This is a genomic window from Pseudomonas sp. W2Jun17, from assembly GCF_023127795.1.
Taxonomy (GTDB): Bacteria; Pseudomonadota; Gammaproteobacteria; order Pseudomonadales; family Pseudomonadaceae; genus Aquipseudomonas; species Aquipseudomonas synxantha_A.
Window position 1 is genome coordinate 16,158 of the sequence record NZ_SPKO01000036.1, and the last position, 18,704, is coordinate 34,861.

The window sequence follows — 18,704 nt, forward strand, 5'->3', positions numbered from 1 at the left end:
ATCTCCTCGAACGGGCCGCTGTTGTCAGCCACCCGCGAAACTCTGTTTTTATACCGCAACCAAACGCACGCTCGCGCCTTCGCCAACGCCCAGGGCTTCGGCGGCCGCCAGGTCCAGGGTTACTGGCTTACCAGGCGCATAGTCCAGCTCCAGCATCACCGCGCGGTAATCCTGCAACTGCGCGTTACTCACCAGGTACTGGCGACCGACGCCCTTGACCATCTCGCCGATCTTCACCGGTACCACGCGGCTCTGGGCGATCGAGCGAATACCCGAAACCCGTGCATGCAGCGTCGGGCCACCGTCGAAGATGTCGATGTAGTGATCGGTCTCGAAACCTTCGCGCATCAGGATATCGAAGGTGATCTGCGCACGCGGGTGCACCTGGCCCATGGCTTCCTGGGCCTCGTCCGGCAACAGCGGCACGTAGATCGGGTAATGCGGCATCAACTCGGCGAGGAAGGTGCGACTTTTCAGCCCGCACAGGCGCTCGGCGGCGGCATAGTTGAGGTCGAAGAAGTTGCGACCGATGGCGTCCCAGAACGGCGAATCACCGTTTTCGTCGCTGTAGCCGACAATCTCGGTTACCACCGAATCGGCAAAGCGCTCGGGGTGGCTGGCAACGAACAACAGGCGGCCACGGGAGTTGAGTTCCGACCAGGGCGATCCGACCAATTCCGGCACCACGTAGAAACTGGTGAGCAGGCTGTTACCGGTCAGGTCATGGCACTGGGAAAGCACGTGGATCTTGTTATGGATCTTCAGCTCTCGGGAGGCGTGCACGAAGGTTTCGTTACGGAAACTGTAGAACGGCTCGGAGTAGCCGGCTGAAGCAACGATGGCCGAGCAACCGGCGAGCTTGCCGGTATCGGTGTCTTCAAGCACGAAGAAATAGCTCTCTTCACCGTTGAAGCTTACCTCGGCCGCGAAAGAAGCTTCGCTGGCGGCGATTTTGTCGCTCAGGCGTTCCACATCGTCTGGCAAGGACGTAACACCAATCGGGCTGTCTGCAGCCAGACGCTGTACCTCGCCCAGATCAGCCATTTGCGCGGGGCGCATCACCAGCATGGTGTTACTCCTTAACTCGAAAAACTCATAGAAAAAAATACCGGACAGGTCAGGAACAACACTGTTCCTAATGTGGGAGGGGGCAAACCCCCTCCCACATTTGATCCGGTCCGGCAGATAGATTTGTATCAGGCTTGGGTCAACGTCTTCACAGCACGCTCAAAACGATCCAGCCCTTCGTTGATATCCGCCTCTTCCACCACCAGGCTCGGCGCAAAACGCACCACGTCCGGACCAGCTTGCAGGATCATCAGATTCTCTTTTTCGGCCGCGTTGAACACGTCCTTGGCCTTGCCTTTGAAGGCATCGCTGAGCACGCAACCGATCAGCAGGCCCATGCCACGCACCTCGGTGAAGATGCCGTATTGCGTGCCGATCTGCTCCAGGCGCGCCTTGAACAAGTCATGCTTGGCGTTAACGCCGGCCAATACTTCTGGCGTGTTGATCACGTCGATCACCGCTTCGGCCACTGCGCACGCCAGCGGGTTGCCGCCGTAGGTGGTGCCGTGGGTGCCGACCACCAGGTGCTTGGCCAGGTCTTCACGGGTAAGCATCGCCGCAATCGGGAAACCGCCGCCCAGGCTCTTGGCGCTGGTAAGGATGTCCGGCGTCACACCGTAATGCTGGTAGGCAAACAGGTGGCCGCTGCGGCCCATGCCGGTTTGCACTTCGTCGAACACCAGCAGCGCGTCGTTCGCGTCGCACAGTTCGCGGGCACCTTGCAGGTAAGCCAGTTCAGCCGGCAGTACGCCGCCTTCACCCTGGATCGGTTCCAGCACCACGGCGCAGGTCTTGCCCGACACAGCGGCTTTCAGCGCAGCCAGGTCGTTATAAGGAACGTGGGTGATGCCGGTGATTTTAGGCCCGAAACCATCGGAGTACTTGGACTGGCCGCCGACGTTGACGGTGAACAGGGTACGCCCGTGGAAGCTGTTCAGTGCGGCGATGATCTCGTATTTCTCGCTGCCGAAACGGTCAAAGGCCACACGACGGGCCAGCTTGAACGCAGCCTCATTGGCCTCGGCGCCGGAGTTGCAGAAGAACACGCGATCGGCAAAGGTGGCGTCGATCAGCTTGTGGGCCAGGCGCAGCGCCGGCTCGTTAGTAAAGACGTTGGACACATGCCACAACTTGTTGGCCTGTTCGGTCAGTGCACCGACCAGCGCCGGGTGGGCGTGGCCCAACACGTTGACCGCGATGCCGCCGGCAAAGTCGATCAGCTCACGACCTGCTTGATCCCACACGCGCGAACCTTGGCCACGCACAGGGATAAAGGCGGCAGGTGCATAGTTAGGCACCATTACTTGGTCGAAATCGGCACGTTGCACCGGGGCTTGCTCAACGGACATCGGAGTCTCCTGAAGAGGAACGCCTGCCTGGAACTGGCGGGCGATGCAGGGATTGTAAGGACAGTTTTCAGTAGGGCCTTGCCGCCAAGCGACAACTTCTTATAGCGCCAACCCGCGTTTTTAGCGGGTTTACGCCAATGCGACAAATAGCGTCGCAATGGCGCAGTTTAAACGCTGCGCCAGGTTTGCGTCAGGGTTATCCAGTGAAAGGGTTGCGCCCCCTAACTATCTAAAGTCCCCCCTCTGCAACCGGCTGGTTTACTGCGGGCTTCATGACTTGCACGGACCCGCTCCATGACGAACCTCGATTATTCCGATACCCGCCTGCCCGACAGCCACTATCAATTGTTGACCGACACCCTGCCCTCCTGGCTCGGCAATGCCTGCGCCGACAAACGCCAGGCACTTGCCGCCACCCAGCCACAACAGCTGCCGGGCAGTGCCGAACAACGCGCCGCGCTCGCGCGACTGACCGGTGCCCACTGGGAGGCACAGAACAGCGTAGATCGGGCATTGCAGCACCTGCAGGACGCCAAGGCGTTCGCCAAGCCGATCCTCGAACAGGCATTGAAAGCCGATTACGGCCTGGACCTGAACGTCGAGACAACCTATTTACGCCTGTATATCCCTGATCGTACCCCCTGGTTCCCGATACGCTCCGGTGCAGCGCGCACCTGGACGGTTTCGCTGCTCGACGCCGCCCTGCATAACTTTGAGCTCAAGGAAACCCTGGCCGACGCCTACGAGCCGGCCTCGACCTTTATCACGCAGCCTTCGGCCAGCGGGCAATTCGACACTTTGCCGCAGATCAAACGTGTGCTATCGATCCAGGCATTCGCCAGCCTGTGCCGTGACCTGGACATGGGTGCCCGCTACGCCCGCTACCTCAACGATGAGCTGGGCATGTCCAACCCGGTTGCCGCTGCGGTATTGCGCCTGAAGGTCGACGCCAGCCAGAAAGCCGCCCTGCATGCAGCCGTGCAACTGGCACGTATCAAGGACGATATCAGCGACGACTATGCTGACTTGATCGAAGGGCTGGTAGCTGGCACGCCCAACCTCAGGCTCAACGGCCAACCGTTGCGCTGTCAGGAGCTGCGCATGATGGACATTGCGCTGACCGGCATTCAACTGTTCTCTCCCGACCTTGAGAGACCGCGCTCGCCGCAACGCCTGGTGGCATACGTTCCAGATGATCCGCAGCACCCGCTCAAGGAATACGCCTCGCCTTTGGCATTCAAACAGGAACTGACCCGGCAACTGCGCGACCGCGATTACCAGACCTTCTTCAGCCGCTTTGTACCCCACGCCCAACGCGGGGTGTTTTTTTCCGGCTTGAGCCAGCGCCTGGCACGCATCACCTGGCACCCGCCGGTCAGGGGCAGCGGCCAATCGCCCTGGCGCAGCACCCCCATCGAAGACCCCAAGCTACAGTTTGATGCGCAGCCTGTCTGGGGCGACCCCTGGTTGCATCTGTACCGTCGCAAACTCGACAAGATTCTCAACGACGCCCGCACACTGGCCGTCTCCACCGCCAGCGTCGATCGTGAGGCGCGCTGGCGGCTTTGGGACTCTTTCGTCGATGTGGCTTCCTCTATCCTCAACGCCGCACTGATGGTGGTCGCCCCCTTCGTGCCGGGCCTGGGCGAATTGATGCTGGGCTACATGGCTTATCAACTGCTCGATGACGTGTTCGAAGGGGTGATCGACTGGGCCGAAGGCCTGGGCAAGGAAGCCTTCGGTCATCTGATGAGCGTGCTGGAATCCCTGGTGCAGATGGGTGCTTTCGCTGCGGGCACCCAAATTGGCCCGACCGAACTGCGTAAAGTACTGCCCGAAAACGTCCTCGCGTACATTGACAGCTTCAAACCGGTGAGCCTGGCCAACGGCGCCAAACGCTACTGGAAACCGGACCTGGCGCCCTATGAGTACCCATCATCGTTGCCAACGCGCCTGGGTATCAACGAGCTGGGCCTGCACGAGGTACGCAAGGAAACAATCCTGCCACTGGAAAACAAGCTGTACACCGTGGAAGAAAATCCGGACAGTGATTTTTACTACATCAAACACCCCAGCCGCCCTGACGCCTATCGCCCGATTGTGCGACACAACGGCGCCGGCGCGTGGCACACCGAACTCGAGCAGCCCTTGCAGTGGGACAAGCACACGTTGCTGCGCAGACTGGGGCACAGCGTGCAGGATTTAAGCGAAGCGGACCGGGAACTGGGCTTGCACATCAGCGGCGTGGATGAGGGTGTCGTGCGCAAAATGCACGTCAACAGCGAGCCTCTATCGCCGCTACTGGACGATACCTTGAGTCGTCTGCGCATCGACCGCAGCATCCAGCGGCTGATCGATCAGCTACGCAGCGACGACCCGGCGGTGTACCACCTGATTGACCCACAAGATACCTTGCAAGTGTTGACCACCCACGGCTCGTGGCCGCCCACCAAAGCCTTGCGCATCGTCAACGACAAGGGGCAAACAGCCTGGGAGTTCGGTGATGAGCGCATGCCAGTGATTCAGGTATTTGAGGCCCAACTGGAGAACGGCGACTTGCTGAAAACCGTCCTGCGTGGGATGAGCAGCGAAGAAATCCGTGCGCCGTTCGGTGAGCGCGCCAGCGATCCCGAACTCAGCCTGGATCGCCGCGCCCATCTGCTACGCCATAAGCTGGCGGACATTGCCGATAGCCAGCGCAGCGCGTTGTTCGACTCGCGTTATGCGACGTTGCAAGCCACCACCGAACCGCTTACCCAGCAATTGCTCACCACCACGCCTGAACTGCCTATAAGCGTTGCGAAAACACTTGTGAGCGAGGCCAGCGGTGCAGAACTTGAAGCACTGCATGAACGAAACACGCCCCCGCGCCTGGCCGAACTGGCACGCACCGCGTTGAATGAAGTACGGATCAACCGTGCCTATGAGGGTCAGCACTTGAATACGCCGCCCTCCCTGGACACTGATCGCCTGGCACTGAACTCCCTGCGCACACTGCCAGGCTGGTCTGGCGAGGTACAGCTAGAGGCTCGTCACCACTCGCAAACCGGACCGAGCTGGCTGCGGATCGGTCCAGATGACGCCCCGATCCAACGCACGTTGGTGCGTACTGAAGCCGGCCGCTACCAGCCCCACAATGAACAGGGTGCCCTCTCCAGCGAGACCGACCTGTACTCAGCCGTTTTAAGTGCCCTACCCGATAAGCAGCGTGACCAGCTCGGCCTTGGCATCCACGACGGCGCACAACTCAAGCAGCGCCTGCGGCAAGCGCCGCTGCCACGCAGTGAACTGCGCACACTACTCACCCCTGATAGCAAGCCGGAAAGTGTCACTGAAGCCCTGCGCCTGCTGGGCAGCGACAACGGCTATCGTGCCCAGGCGCCGGCGCCGTTAAGACCTGTGAACTTGCTTCAACGCGCGCACGACCTGTACCCCAGACTACGCGAACGCCAATTGACTACCCTGGTGAACCACTTGCACTCACAGCCTGGCGGTGCACTCGCGGGCCTTGAGGCGCTGCGCATCGAATACAACCAACTGGAACATGACCTGAATGCCTGGCAACGCGACATTCCGCTTCGGCCCCCCGGAAACGGCGCCCTACTCAGCGCACACCAGCGTCTGTACGAGCAACGCAATCGCAGACTCATTGCCCGCGAACTCAAACGCTGCTGGCGCAGGGAGTTACCCCTCGATGACTACTTCGAAGACCCGGCGCGCGACGGCTACCGACTGAACCTGCGTTACCCTATTCGTGGCGAACTGCCGCGACTGTCCGCCAACTTCGATCACGTATCAATGCTGACGCTGTCAGGCAGCAACCACACGCAAGGAGCCGCCGCGTTCCTGGGCAACTTTCCCCGATTGCGTCACTTGACCGTTGACAGTATTCCCTTGGGCAACCTGCCCCCAGCCGTACTTCAGATGCGCAGCTTGAACACATTGAGCCTGAGCGACTGCGCAATTACCCTGACGCCGCACAGCCAAACCCAGCTCGCCTCGATGACCCAATTGCAAACCCTGGACCTGCATAAAAACCCCTTGGGTCGGGTGCCCACTGTGGAAGCGATGATCGAGCTGAACACACTGGACCTGTCCGAAACCGGCATCGATCGCCTCCCTCCCGGTTTGCTCACCCGCAACGACCTTAGCGCAGCCTTTCTCAGCGGCAACCAGATCGGAGAATTACCGGAAGCACTGTTCGATCTTCCGTCACATACCAGCGCTGCCTTCGACCTATCTGACAACCCACTGTCATCGGCCACCCTCGAGCGCGTTAAAGCCTATTACCAGCAGCATGGCACCTACTGGGAGGCCGATGCTCCGGCAGTGGATGTGCGCGACGCAAAAATGCTGTATCCCTCACTGGACACCGACCAGATCAACCAGTTTATCTACAGCCTCCCAGGCGACCTGGAAGCGGGTAGGCGCGAGCTGGCAAGGTTGGCCGGTGAATTGGATACGCTAAAGTCCGAGCTCAACCACTGGACGCAACAGCCGCAGTTGCAGCCATCGGAAGCCACCCGGCGAAGCGAGCTCAGCACATTACTTGAGCAAAGCTGGCGCAGGGAAACACCCCAGGACACTCAATTCGTCCATTTGCTGGAAATCCCCGCGACGCTCGCAGGCGAGCTGCCCACGCTGAGCGCGCACTTCAAGCATGTTGGCTCACTGACCATCAAAGGCAATGGTAGCCCGATGGGGTCGACCGCCTTTATCGACAGCTTCCCGGCCCTAAGTATCCTGGACATCAACAACGTGAGGCTCGGCGACATCCCTGCCCAAGTGCTCAACCGGCAGGCACTATCCATTCTGGGGCTGCCACGCTGCTCAATAGAACTCAGCCCTACCAGCGTAGCGGGGTTGCAAGGCATGACCAGCCTCGAATATTTATACCTGGACCACAACCCGCTGGGCCGTACTCCGGATTTCAGTCACCTGCCCAATCTGAGCACAATCTCGCTGAAAGACACCGGATTGACACAGGTACCCCCTAGCCTGCTGGGCGGCCCGCCACGCCAGTCGGTCAACTTGAGCAAAAACGCCATTGAGCAACTGCCCGAGGCACTTTTTTCCATGCCGGCCTCAACCACCAGTGGCCTGGTCCTTTCCGCAAACCCCTTGACACCCCAAACCCTGGAGTCGATCAAACGCTACTGCCAGCGCACCGGGGAGAGTTTCGCCGCCCAGGCATCCGAATCACAACGCATGCGCACGCAGCGGCTATACCCCTCGTTTCTGGATAACGAGGCAGACCGTTTCATCTTCCGCCTGCCCGGCGACATGGCGGCAATCGAACCGACGTTGACGCGCCTGGAAGCTGAATACGAGCGACTGAACAACGACCTGCAGGTGTGGGTGCAGGCTGTACCGGATCGGCACCCTATCCTGGATGTGCCTATTGACGAACAAACCCGCGCTCAGGACCAACTGAGGCGGCGCAACTTCAAGACACTGCTGGAGCAGGCGTGGCGACGAGAAGCCCCCGAGGATGAAGAAAGCCTGGACGATGAGCTGACCCACCAGGTCTTACTCGACACACCAGTGTTGGGCGACTTGCCGGAATTGAACGCCAACTTCGACCACGTGACCTCGTTCCAACTGGACGGCAACGGCACCACGACTGGTGTCGACGGTACGTTGCGCAGCTTCAGCCATTTGCAAACCCTCAAACTGAGCAAGTGCTCCCTGGGCACCCTGCCTGAGGCGATCCAGCACATGCCCAAACTGTCCACATTGGATATAACGGAATGCGTAATCCGGCTGACACCCGAAACCCGAGGCGTGCTGACGGGGTTGACCGAACTTGAGTTTGTTAATTTGAGCAACAACCCCCTGGGTCACGCCCCTGACGTCGGCTCGCTGAACCAACTGGTTGCGCTGTATCTGAGCAACGCGGCACTGAGCGAAGTTCCAGAGGGCGTATTTGGCCTGGATCAACTGCAAACGCTGGACCTGAGCAATAACGCGATCCGGGAGATACCGCAGGACTTGCTGGAGACGTCAGCAACCTTCAATGGCGACAGCGACTTGAGCGGCAACCCACTGTCGGCGCAAAGCATGGAGCGCTTGCGTCAGTACTACCAACGCACAGGTGTAGACTTCCAGGTCGCGGCCGCCACCGTGGACTCCCAAGGCACACCGCTGGTGGCAGCTCTGCCAGTACCAGAAGAAGACTAACTGTTGAATCAGCCGCGCTCTGAGGGCACCGACGACAACTCGAAGGGACTGCTGCTGCGCCGCTGGTTGCGGTCTTCGCGCGGCGTGGCGCCAAAGAAATTGCGGTAAGCGCTGGAGAAATGCGGCCCCGAGGAGAAGCCGCACGACAGGCCGATCTGGATGATCGACTTGCTGGTTTGCATCAACATCTGGCGCGCCTTGTTCAGGCGCAGTTCCAGGTAGTACTGGCTGGGGACGCGATTGAGGTATTGCTTGAAGATCCGTTCCAGTTGTCGTCGCGACACGCACACGTGCTGGGCGATCTCGTCGGTGGTCAGCGGCTCTTCGATATTGGCTTCCATCAACAGCACCGCCTGGGTCAGCTTGGGATGGCTGGAGCCCAGGCGGTTTTGCAGTGGAATACGTTGGCGCTCACCGCCTTCGCGGATGCGCTCCACCACCAATTCCTCGGACACAGCACCGGCCAACTCCGCGCCGTGATCGCGGGCCAGCACCGCCAGCAGCAGGTCGAGTACCGACATGCCGCCACAAGCGGTCAGGCGATCACGGTCCCAGTCGAACAAATGGCTGGTGGCGATGACCTTGGGGAAGCGCTCGGCAAAATCGTCCTGCCAGCGCCAATGCACGGCAGCGCGATAACCATCCAACAGACCAAGCTGGGCCAACGGGTACACACCCGCCGATAACCCACCGATCACGCACCCGGCCCGAACCAGCTGCTTGAGCGCAGTGCTGAGCTGCGACGCGATGACGGTAGGCGGTTCATCCGCCAGCAGGAACAGTTTCTGAAAGCCTTCCAACTTGCCGGCCCACGGCTCGCCCGGCAACTGCCAGGCCCCCTCGGTTTGCGGCTCGGCCTGCAGAAAAGACAACTCGTAGACCACATCCGGATGCACCCGCTGAGCAACGCGCAAGGCCTCCTCAGCCAGCGCAAGCGTGAGTGCTTTTGTGCTGGGCCAAATCAGGAAACCAATTTTGTGGGCGGTCATGGAGTGCTATCCGGAGCGAAAACAGTGAAAGAAGCCGTGGGCCAATGCTAGCCCGTAATCAACTACAAATCCCAAAACAAACAGAGATCAAAAGTGGGAGCTGGCTTGCCTGCGATGACGGTGGGTCAGTTAACACATCATTGACTGATGCATCGCTATCGCAGGCAAGCCAGCTCCCACAAGAGATCGGGGCTAACCTCAAGACTGCGGAGCATGCACTATCCCGGTGCACAAAAGCAGCCTTGATTATTTCAAACTGCCAGAGAGGAACTGCTGCAACCGTTCGGACTGCGGGTTCACCAGCACTTCCCGCGGATTACCACGCTCTTCAACAATGCCTTTGTGCAAAAACACCAACTGGTTCGACACTTCACGGGCAAAGCCCATTTCGTGGGTCACCACTACCATGGTGCGGCCTTCCTGGGCCAGGTCCTGCATGACCTTGAGCACTTCGCCCACCAGCTCCGGATCCAGCGCCGAAGTAGGCTCATCGAACAGCATTACCTCGGGTTCCATCGCCAAGGCACGGGCAATCGCCACACGCTGCTGCTCGCCACCGGACATGTGGCCGGGGAACGCATCCTTACGATGGCCCACGCCGACCTTGGCCAGGTAATGCTCGGCCTTTTCACGGGCCTCTTTCTTCGACATGCCCAGCACGTGCACCGGGGCTTCCATCACGTTTTCAAGCGCGGTCATATGCGACCACAGGTTGAAATGCTGGAACACCATGGACAGGCGTGAACGCATACGTTGCAGTTGCTTGGGGTCGGCAGCCTTCATGGCGCCATCCTTGTTGGCCACCAGTTTCAGCTCTTCGTTATTGAGCAGAATCTTGCCGGCGTGGGGCTGCTCCAGCAGGTTGATGCAGCGCAAAAAGGTACTTTTGCCCGAACCGCTGGAACCGATGATGCTGATCACATCACCGGCCGCTGCGGCCAAGGACACACCTTTGAGCACTTCATGACTGCCATAGCGTTTATGCAGGTCTTGGACTTCAAGCTTGTACATGCGGTCGGTTCTCACAAAAACAGGTGGTCAGTCGTTGAGCAAGCGCCCGTGACGCAGCGCTTCGCGCCCCGCCACCTTGGCCAGCCAGAAACCCGCTTGGGCATAACGTAGCCGTTCAACGGCAAACAACACCCCCGAGGTGCCCGCACAAATGGTACTTACGCGGTCGGTCAGGGGGTCAATCACTTCAAAAATCTCGTCGCCGGTTTCTACCCAGTCGCCAGCTTTACGCAGGTAACTGATCACACCGGCATGTGGGGCGAACAGCAACTCGGTGCCTTCGAAGGGCATGCCTTCACAAGGTTCATGTTGCGGTGCGGGCCATTGGCCCCTGATCAAGCCCTGTTCGGCGAGGAATGCCAGAATGCCTTCGGCGTGGAAGATCGCTTCATCACGGCCGGTGTCGGCCTGGCCGCCCAACTCCAACGTTGTCGCCAGACAGGCCAACGGAATCTGGGCCTCGGGGAACAGGCGCGACAAACGCAGCCACGGCAACGAGCACGCCTCGTCAAACGAACTGCCGCCGGAATCTTCCGCCAGCAGGCCGACCTTCACATTCAAATGCGCTGACAGCGACCGCCACTGCGGCCAGTGCTGCGGCAGCGCATACATGTGCAGCGCGGCTTCGGCATCGCAATGCAGGTCCAGCACCACATCGGCGGTGCAGGCATGGCTCAGCAGAATGCGCTGCATGCCTTGCAACTGGCTGCTCGGCTCGGGCAAGGCGGTGAGCGTATCGCTCATGGCCTGGCGAATCATGCGCACATTGGCGTGCGGGTCATCGCTCAGTTTGTCTTGCAGCAACGCGGCGACCGGCTCACTCAACTCAACGAAGTCGCGATTGAAATTCTTGCCGCTGCCCACTTCGAAACGCCCCTGATGGCTGCCTTGCAACAGCTGGCCAAGGCCCATCGGGTTGGCTACCGGCACCAGCTCGATCACGCCGTTGAGGGCGCCCTGCTGTTCCAGCTCGGTGAGGCGTTTTTTCAGTTCCCATGCGGCACGCATACCCGGCAACTCATCAGCGTGCAGGCTGGCCTGGATATAGGCCTTGCGCTCGCCGCTGCCGAAGCGAAATACGCTCAGTTGGCGCTCACAGCCCAGGTGCCCCCAGGGCAGCAGATGATCGATACGTTCCATATCAGTGCTTCCGTGGAGCCAGATAGCTCAGCCAGCGGCGCTCGGCCAACTTGAACAGGCGCACCAGAATGAAGGTCAGGCACAGGTAGAACACGCCGGCGGTGATATAGGCTTCGAACGGCAGGTAATACTGGGCATTGACCGTACGCGCGGCACCGGTGATGTCGATCAGCGTGACGATGGACGCCAGGCTGGTGGTCTGCAGCATCATGATCACTTCATTGCTGTACTGCGGCAGTGCGCGGCGCAGGGCCGATGGCAACAGGATGCGGCGGTACAGCTTGTAGCGCGACATGCCCATGGCCTTGGCCGCTTCGATCTCACCGTTAGGCGTGGCCTTGAGGCTACCGGCGATAATCTCGGCGGTGTAGGCGCTGGTATTGATCGCAAAGGCCAGGCAGGCGCAGAAGGTCGCGCTGGACAGCAGTGGCCACAGGAAGCTCTCGCGTACTGTTTCGAACTGCGCCAGGCCGTAGTAGATCAAAAACAGCTGCACCAGCATCGGCGTGCCGCGGATCACGTAGGTGTAGAGCCAGGCCGCGCCGTTGACGATTGGCTGCTTGGACACGCGCATCAAGCCCAGGGGCAAGGCCGCGAGCAGGCCGAAGAACAGCGAAATGGCAAGCAGCTTCAGGGTGGTCAGCAGGCCGCCAAGGTACAGCGGCATGGCCTCCCAGATGACGTTGTAGTCGAAGATCATAGATCAGCCGCCCTTACGCCTACCGAGTAGCGCTTCTCAAGATGACGCAAGGCCAGCAACGACACACTGGTGATCACCAGGTACATCGCCGCCACTGCGAGGAAGAAGGTAAAAGGTTCGCGGGTGGCATCGGCCGCCTGCTTGGCCTTGAACATCATGTCTTGCAAACCCACCACCGAAATCAGCGCGGTGGCCTTGGTCAATACCAGCCAGTTGTTGGTAAACCCGGGGATCGCCAGCCGAATCATCTGCGGCACCATCACCCGGAAAAACACCTGGAAGCTGCTCATGCCATACGCCAGGCCGGCTTCAGCCTGGCCCTTGGGAATGGCCATGAAGGCGCCACGGAAAGTTTCCGAAAGGTAGGCGCCAAAGATGAAACCCAGGGTGCCGATACCGGCGGCCAAGGGGTTCAAGTCGATATAGTCGTCAAAGCCCAATAGCGGCGCGACGCGGTTGAGCAAGTCCTGGCCGCCATAGAAAATCAGCAGGATCAGCACCAGGTCGGGGATCCCGCGGATCACCGTGGAGTACAAGTCACCCAGCCAAGCCAACCAGCGCACCGGCGACAGGCGTAACGCGACCCCGATCAGACCCAGAACAATGGCCAAGGCCATGGACGACAAGGCGAGCTGAAGCGTCAACCATGCGCCATCGAGGATAACGGCCCCGTAGCCTTTCAACATGATTCAGGTCCTCGAAAAGGGGGATGAAAAAATGGCGCAAACTTCAGAATGACTGGTGCTTGCGCCATTTCGGACAGACAGCTGCGACTATTTACTTGGCATCAGCGCCGTAGATATCGAAGTCGAAGTATTTGTCTTGGATTTTCTTGTATTCGCCGTTGGCACGAATCGCGGTAATCGCTGCGTTGATGCGCTCAAGGTTTTCCTTGTCGCCTTTGCGCACTGCGATACCAATGCCGTCGCCAAAGTATTTGGCTTCGGTGAACGACGGGCCTACAAAAGCGTAGCCTTTGCCGGCGTCGGTTTTCAGGAAGCCGTCCTGCAGCAGGGTAGCGTCAGCCACGGTACCGTCGAGACGACCGGCGGCCACGTCCAGGTAGATTTCGTTCTGGGTGCTGTAACCCTTGATATCCGCACCTTTTGGCGCCAGGACTTCACGAGCGAAACGGTCGTGGATCGAACCGCGCTGCACACCGATCTTCTTGCCCTTCAATTCATCCAGGCTGTCACTGACGGTGGTGCCTTCCTTCATCACCAGGCGCGCTGGGGACAGGTAGTAGCGAGTGGTGAAGTCCACGGACTTCTTGCGGTCTTCGGTGATGGACATGGACGACAGGATCGCGTCGATCTTGCGCACTTTCAGTGCAGGGATCAGGCCGTCGAACTCTTGCTCGACCCAAGTGCACTTGACGTCCATCTGCTTGCACAGCGCATTGCCGATGTCGTAGTCAAACCCGACGATGCTGCCGTCCGGTGCCTTCGAAGCAAACGGAGGGTAAGCCGCTTCGATACCAATTTTCAGTGGCTTGCCTTCGGCGAAAGCCTGCATGGACAGCACGGACAGCGCCAGGGCGCCCAACAGCACGAGTTTCTTCATCTTGGGACTCCATCGGTATAGGGCAAAAACAGCAGTATGAGCCATGGCCCACGATGCGCGAAGGTGTAACCGAATAGCGGGGCTGCGTCCTGCGCGGGCGACACCTGCGACGACGAGCGAGTGATCGGCATTCTAACGACAGGCCGGAAGCCGATATTTCCTCAATGCGACAACAATTTACAGAAGCACTGAGAAAGCGGTTCCAGCTCATTGACAGCCTCTGAGTTTTATGCAGAGACAAAAGATATTAAACCTGATGATGCTGCAAATTGCGGGCCTATTATTCGCAAACCCTTCTAGCACGGCAAGTGTGGCGTTTAATCTAATTTATCAGGGGGTCTAAAACGCGGTTTTCAGGGGCGCAAGCGTGGTCCATCGCCTCAGGTTTTGATGCGGGGTTACACATTTGCACCAGCCGGTAACATTCTGAAACGTCCCACAGGAAAAACCGATATTTATTGGCTTGGTGGTTGAAATGCGCTCCAAATGTGAGAGGGGGCTTGCTCCCGATAGCGGCGGGTCAGCCAGTATATTTGGCACAGACCTGATGCTATCGGGAGCAAGCCCCCTCCCACACTGGATATCTGGTGATTGTTAGATCCCGTAGAAAAGCCCCATCCGGCTTAAACCGGATGGGGCTTTATTTGACTATCCGCGCTTACGCGACGTTCATGGTCTTGTGCGTCTCAATCAAATGCGCCACCACACTTGGATCCGCCAGGGTGGAAATATCCCCCAGCCCATCGTATTCAGCCGTAGCGATCTTGCGCAAAATGCGGCGCATGATTTTCCCCGACCGTGTCTTCGGCAGCCCCGGCGCCCACTGGATCACATCCGGTGAAGCAATCGGGCCGATTTCCTTGCGCACCCAGTTTTTCAGCTCCAGGCGCAGCGCTTCGTTGGGCTCTTCGCCATTCTTGAGCGTGACATACACATAGATGCCCTGCCCCTTGATGTCGTGCGGCACACCCACCACCGCGGCTTCGGCGACTTTCGGGTGGGCAACCATGGCGCTTTCAATCTCGGCAGTGCCCATGCGGTGGCCGGACACGTTCAACACATCATCCACACGACCGGTGATCCACCAGTAGCCATCTTCATCGCGACGGGCGCCATCGCCAGTGAAGTACATGCCGCGGAAGGTCTTGAAATAGGTATCGACGAAACGGTCATGGTCGCCGTACAGGGTACGGGCCTGGCCAGGCCACGAATCGAGGATCACCAGATTGCCTTCGGCAGCGCCTTCAATAATGTTACCGAGGTTGTCCACCAGCGCCGGCACTACACCAAAGAAAGGCCGCGCGGCCGAGCCTGGCTTGAGCGCGTGGGCGCCCGGCAATGGGCTCATCAGGGTCGCGCCGGTTTCAGTCTGCCACCAGGTATCGACAATCGGGCAACGGGATTGGCCGACATTCTTGTAGTACCAGTCCCAGGCTTCCGGGTTGATCGGCTCGCCCACCGAGCCGAGCAGGCGCAGGCTGCTACCGTCGGCGCCTTCGCAGGCAGCAGTGCCGGAGGCCATCATGGCGCGGATCGCAGTGGGTGCGGTGTAGAGGATGTTGACCTTGTGCTTGTCGACGATCTTCGCCACCCGGGTGATGTCCGGGTAGTTCGGCACGCCTTCGAACAGCAGCGTAGTCGCGCCATTGGCCAACGGGCCGTAGACGATATAGGTGTGGCCGGTGACCCAGCCGACGTCGGCGGTGCACCAGTAGATTTCGCCGGGGCGGTAGTCGAACACTCGCTCGTGGGTCAGGGCGGCATACAGCAAGTAGCCGCCGGTGGTGTGCTGCACGCCTTTAGGCTTGCCGGTAGAGCCGGAGGTATAGAGGATAAACAGCGCTTCTTCGGCGCCCATCTCTTTTGGCGCACACACGGTGCCCGCCACTTTCATCAAGTCTTCGTACCAGATGTCGCGATGCTGGTTCCACTTGATCGCGCCATTGGTGCGCTTGCACACAATAACCTTCTGGATGCTGCTGGTTTCCGGGTTGGTCAGCGCATCGTCGACGTTAGCCTTAAGCGGAATCTTCTTACCGGCGCGGATGCCTTCGTCAGCGGTGATCACCACTTTCGACTTACAGTCGATAATCCGACCGGCCAGGGCTTCCGGGGAAAAACCGCCGAACACCACCGAATGGATCGCACCGATGCGGGTACAGGCCAGCATGGCGACCACGGCTTCGGGAATCATCGGCATATAGATAGTCACCACGTCACCGCGGTGCACATCCTGGCCACGCAAGGCGTTGGCGAACTTGCAGACTTCTTCATGCAGTTCGCGGTAGGTGATATTGCGGCTCTCGGCAGGGTCATCGCCCTCCCAGATGATCGCGATCTGATCGCCACGTTCGGCAAGGTGACGGTCCAGGCAATTGTAGGAAACGTTCAGGGTGCCATCGGCAAACCATTTGATGTCGACATGGTGGTCGTCGAACGAGGTCTGCTTCACCGCGGTGAAAGGCTTGACCCAGTCAAGGCGCTTGGCTTGCTCACGCCAGAAGCCATCGGGGTTGACCACCGACTGCTGGTACATGGCCTTGTAGGTTGCCTCGTCGGTCAGCGTGTTGGCTGCTACTTCGGGGCGAACAGGGTACAGGGAAGCCGCACTCATCTTTCTTACCTCGGTGACATAGTTGTTGTTGTATGGCCCCTGTTGTAGCCGGGGTGGGCCTATAGAACCATTCGACGATGGTAGTAACAAGACCCTACAAATTACCCTGCTATGCCGGGTAACCGCTCTGGCCCACAGCCTGTGGCGCTTTGCGGGTGGCTGAAAAAACTTTGATCGACCGATTGTTACAAAAACCGCCAAAGGTGTTTATCAAAAGCACGGGTATATGAATATAACGCGCAGGCTTAGAATCACTTCCGCCAACCAAGGCACTGTGATTAACACCGTAACAGCCCCCACGAAGGCACGTTAATCCGAACTTCCCAACTTTTAAGTTACACACGCGGCCTCACAAGGGCCCCGTGACCACTTTCGCCCTGAAGAAGGTAATGAAGAAATGAAAGCTCTATTAGTTATGGCCCTCAGCAGCTTGTGCGCCACCGCCGCCCTGGCCGACGAAGCCCCGACTGAGCTGGCCGGCCAGAATGCACCGATCGTTGAGGACTACACCTATAGCACTCACTTGGATGTGGCTAAAGTATTGTCCATGAGCAGTATTCCGGAAGTCTGTGAAGTTGTTCCGGTAAAGATGGAATATGAAGACTCCCAAGGTCAACGACACATCCTCAACTATCAAGTGATGGGTAATGGTTGCTCTAACGGATAACAACTTGGTTATTTAGATTCAACCCGGATCTTGGTCGCCGCAAGAAATCAATCTTGCGGCCAAGAACCCACCTCGAATACACCGCAAATCAAATGTGGGAGCTGGCTTGCCTGCGATCGCGGTTTCAGCCACGACGTCCCATACAGCCCTTCTCACCTGCTCCCTCCCCTCCCCATAAAATTTCTCCCAACACCCGCCAGAAATTTCCATCCCCAGCAAAGCCTTGCAAACACTCGCTCTGGCCGAAAACCACGTCATTTTGGCGCGCTCAAGTGACCATCCGCCGCAACACAAACCCAAATTTTTCCCTATAATGCGCGGGTAAATCGGGCCTGCAATATCCCTTTACACTGGGACGAAGAGCCAGACCTGAGGCATCCCGCGCGAGCTTGCACCTACCGCTGCGCACCTCAAGCCTCACGCAGAGCACCCGTAGCCCTATTCCGTTTAATGCGTGCGCTAGCTGCAACAAACGATTCCTTAAGATCCACCGCGGCCATTGGGCCGTGTGAACACCCAACCATCCGGTTTCACACGGGCACCTTTGAGCCCTCACGCAGGAGACGACACGTCATGCTGAGCTGGGACGAATTCGACAAAGAAGAAGAAGGCGAAGTAGCCACCAAAGGCGCCAACGCCGGCCACGCCACCGAAGCCAACATGGACCGCCTCGACGGTGCCGGCGCCGCTGCCGCCATCGAAGCCCGCGCCGTCACCGCCAGTGATTCGGCCGCCATCGTGCGCGCCAAGGCCGCCCTGGACAAACTCGACGTCGCCGAAGGCCTCACCGAGCTGGAAGGCTCCGCCGCCCGCGTCGCCGTCGACGAAAAACGCATGATCAACTGCCGCGCCGACCTCAACCAACTCGTGCCCTTCAAGTACGACTGGGCCTGGCAGAAATACCTCGACGGCTGCGCCAACCACTGGATGCCGCAAGAGGTCAACATGACCGCCGACATCGCCCTGTGGAAAAACCCCGAAGGCCTGACCGACGACGAACGCCGCATCGTCATGCGCAACCTCGGATTCTTCTCCACCGCCGACTCCCTGGTCGCCAACAACCTGGTGCTGGCCGTGTACCGCCTGATCACCAACCCGGAATGCCGCCAGTACATCCTGCGCCAGGCATTCGAAGAGGCGATCCACACCCACGCCTACCAGTACTGCATCGAATCGCTGGCCATGGATGAAGGCGAGATCTTCAACATGTACCACGAGATTCCATCGGTCGCTAAAAAAGCCGCCTGGGGCCTGAAATACACCCGCTCGATCTCCGATCCGAAGTTCGAAACCGGCACCGTCGAGACCGACAAGGAACTGCTGCGCAACCTGGTCGCCTACTACTGCGTACTGGAAGGCATCTTCTTCTACTGCGGCTTCACCCAGATCCTGTCCATGGGCCGCCGCAACAAGATGACCGGCG

The 18,704-nt window shown here is 59.2% G+C and carries 12 protein-coding genes; 3 read left to right on the forward strand and 9 right to left on the reverse strand.

Annotation, left to right across the window (positions count from 1 at the left end):
* Window positions 1-48: 48 nt before the first annotated feature.
* Both aruF and E4O98_RS22880 read right to left on the reverse strand, forming a co-directional pair.
* Complete coding sequence (gene aruF, locus E4O98_RS22875; RefSeq protein WP_005790628.1) at window positions 49-1,068, reverse strand: arginine/ornithine succinyltransferase subunit alpha; 1,020 nt, start codon at window positions 1,066-1,068, stop codon at window positions 49-51.
* 128 nt (window positions 1,069-1,196) lie between these two features.
* Entirely contained in the window at window positions 1,197-2,417 is a 1,221-nt protein-coding gene (locus tag E4O98_RS22880) for an aspartate aminotransferase family protein (RefSeq protein WP_032879829.1), read from the reverse strand.
* A gap of 294 nt (window positions 2,418-2,711) precedes the next feature.
* Between E4O98_RS22880 and E4O98_RS22885 the strand changes: the two genes are divergently transcribed.
* Entirely contained in the window at window positions 2,712-8,597 is a 5,886-nt protein-coding gene (locus E4O98_RS22885; protein ID WP_248136324.1) for a DUF6543 domain-containing protein, read from the forward strand.
* A gap of 8 nt (window positions 8,598-8,605) precedes the next feature.
* On the opposite strand, the gene E4O98_RS22890 is transcribed toward E4O98_RS22885, so the two are convergent.
* The 7 genes from E4O98_RS22890 to acs form a co-directional block, all read right to left on the reverse strand.
* Complete coding sequence (locus tag E4O98_RS22890; protein ID WP_005790635.1) at window positions 8,606-9,586, reverse strand: GlxA family transcriptional regulator; 981 nt, start codon at window positions 9,584-9,586, stop codon at window positions 8,606-8,608.
* Between the two features lie 246 nt (window positions 9,587-9,832).
* Window positions 9,833-10,597 (reverse strand): ATP-binding cassette domain-containing protein, encoded by a 765-nt coding sequence (locus E4O98_RS22895; RefSeq protein ID WP_005790637.1) that lies wholly within the window; start codon window positions 10,595-10,597, stop codon window positions 9,833-9,835.
* Between the two features lie 27 nt (window positions 10,598-10,624).
* Complete coding sequence (locus E4O98_RS22900) at window positions 10,625-11,737, reverse strand: succinylglutamate desuccinylase/aspartoacylase family protein (protein ID WP_103734780.1); 1,113 nt, start codon at window positions 11,735-11,737, stop codon at window positions 10,625-10,627.
* Between the two features lies 1 nt (window position 11,738).
* Window positions 11,739-12,437: an ABC transporter permease gene (locus tag E4O98_RS22905; RefSeq protein WP_032879823.1), complete on the reverse strand. Its 699-nt coding sequence runs from the start codon at window positions 12,435-12,437 to the stop codon at window positions 11,739-11,741.
* On the reverse strand, window positions 12,434-13,123 hold the full coding sequence (locus tag E4O98_RS22910) for an ABC transporter permease (RefSeq protein ID WP_032879821.1): 690 nt from the start codon (window positions 13,121-13,123) through the stop codon (window positions 12,434-12,436). The genes E4O98_RS22905 and E4O98_RS22910 overlap by 4 nt, the downstream gene beginning before the upstream one ends.
* A gap of 91 nt (window positions 13,124-13,214) precedes the next feature.
* The gene (locus tag E4O98_RS22915) at window positions 13,215-14,000 is read right to left on the reverse strand and encodes an ABC transporter substrate-binding protein (RefSeq protein ID WP_032879819.1); all 786 of its coding nucleotides are present in this window, start codon (window positions 13,998-14,000) and stop codon (window positions 13,215-13,217) included.
* A 658-nt stretch (window positions 14,001-14,658) separates the two neighbouring features.
* On the reverse strand, window positions 14,659-16,614 hold the full coding sequence (gene acs / locus E4O98_RS22920; protein ID WP_005790645.1) for an acetate--CoA ligase: 1,956 nt from the start codon (window positions 16,612-16,614) through the stop codon (window positions 14,659-14,661).
* Between the two features lie 397 nt (window positions 16,615-17,011).
* Between acs and E4O98_RS22925 the strand changes: the two genes are divergently transcribed.
* Both E4O98_RS22925 and E4O98_RS22930 read left to right on the forward strand, forming a co-directional pair.
* Entirely contained in the window at window positions 17,012-17,281 is a 270-nt protein-coding gene (locus E4O98_RS22925) for a DUF2790 domain-containing protein (protein ID WP_014719601.1), read from the forward strand.
* A gap of 573 nt (window positions 17,282-17,854) precedes the next feature.
* Window positions 17,855-18,704: ribonucleotide-diphosphate reductase subunit beta (locus tag E4O98_RS22930; RefSeq protein ID WP_248136326.1), on the forward strand; the 850-nt coding region annotated here is incomplete at its 3' end.

Coding starts and splice junctions, on each gene's coding strand:
- aruF (WP_005790628.1), bottom strand. CDS start 1,068: ATGCTGGTGATGCGCCCCGCGCAAATGGCTGATCTGGGCGAGGTACAG.
- E4O98_RS22880 (WP_032879829.1), bottom strand. CDS start 2,417: ATGTCCGTTGAGCAAGCCCCGGTGCAACGTGCCGATTTCGACCAAGTA.
- E4O98_RS22885 (WP_248136324.1), top strand. CDS start 2,712: ATGACGAACCTCGATTATTCCGATACCCGCCTGCCCGACAGCCACTAT.
- E4O98_RS22890 (WP_005790635.1), bottom strand. CDS start 9,586: ATGACCGCCCACAAAATTGGTTTCCTGATTTGGCCCAGCACAAAAGCA.
- E4O98_RS22895 (WP_005790637.1), bottom strand. CDS start 10,597: ATGTACAAGCTTGAAGTCCAAGACCTGCATAAACGCTATGGCAGTCAT.
- E4O98_RS22900 (WP_103734780.1), bottom strand. CDS start 11,737: ATGGAACGTATCGATCATCTGCTGCCCTGGGGGCACCTGGGCTGTGAG.
- E4O98_RS22905 (WP_032879823.1), bottom strand. CDS start 12,437: ATGATCTTCGACTACAACGTCATCTGGGAGGCCATGCCGCTGTACCTT.
- E4O98_RS22910 (WP_032879821.1), bottom strand. CDS start 13,123: ATGTTGAAAGGCTACGGGGCCGTTATCCTCGATGGCGCATGGTTGACG.
- E4O98_RS22915 (WP_032879819.1), bottom strand. CDS start 14,000: ATGAAGAAACTCGTGCTGTTGGGCGCCCTGGCGCTGTCCGTGCTGTCC.
- acs (WP_005790645.1), bottom strand. CDS start 16,614: ATGAGTGCGGCTTCCCTGTACCCTGTTCGCCCCGAAGTAGCAGCCAAC.
- E4O98_RS22925 (WP_014719601.1), top strand. CDS start 17,012: ATGAAAGCTCTATTAGTTATGGCCCTCAGCAGCTTGTGCGCCACCGCC.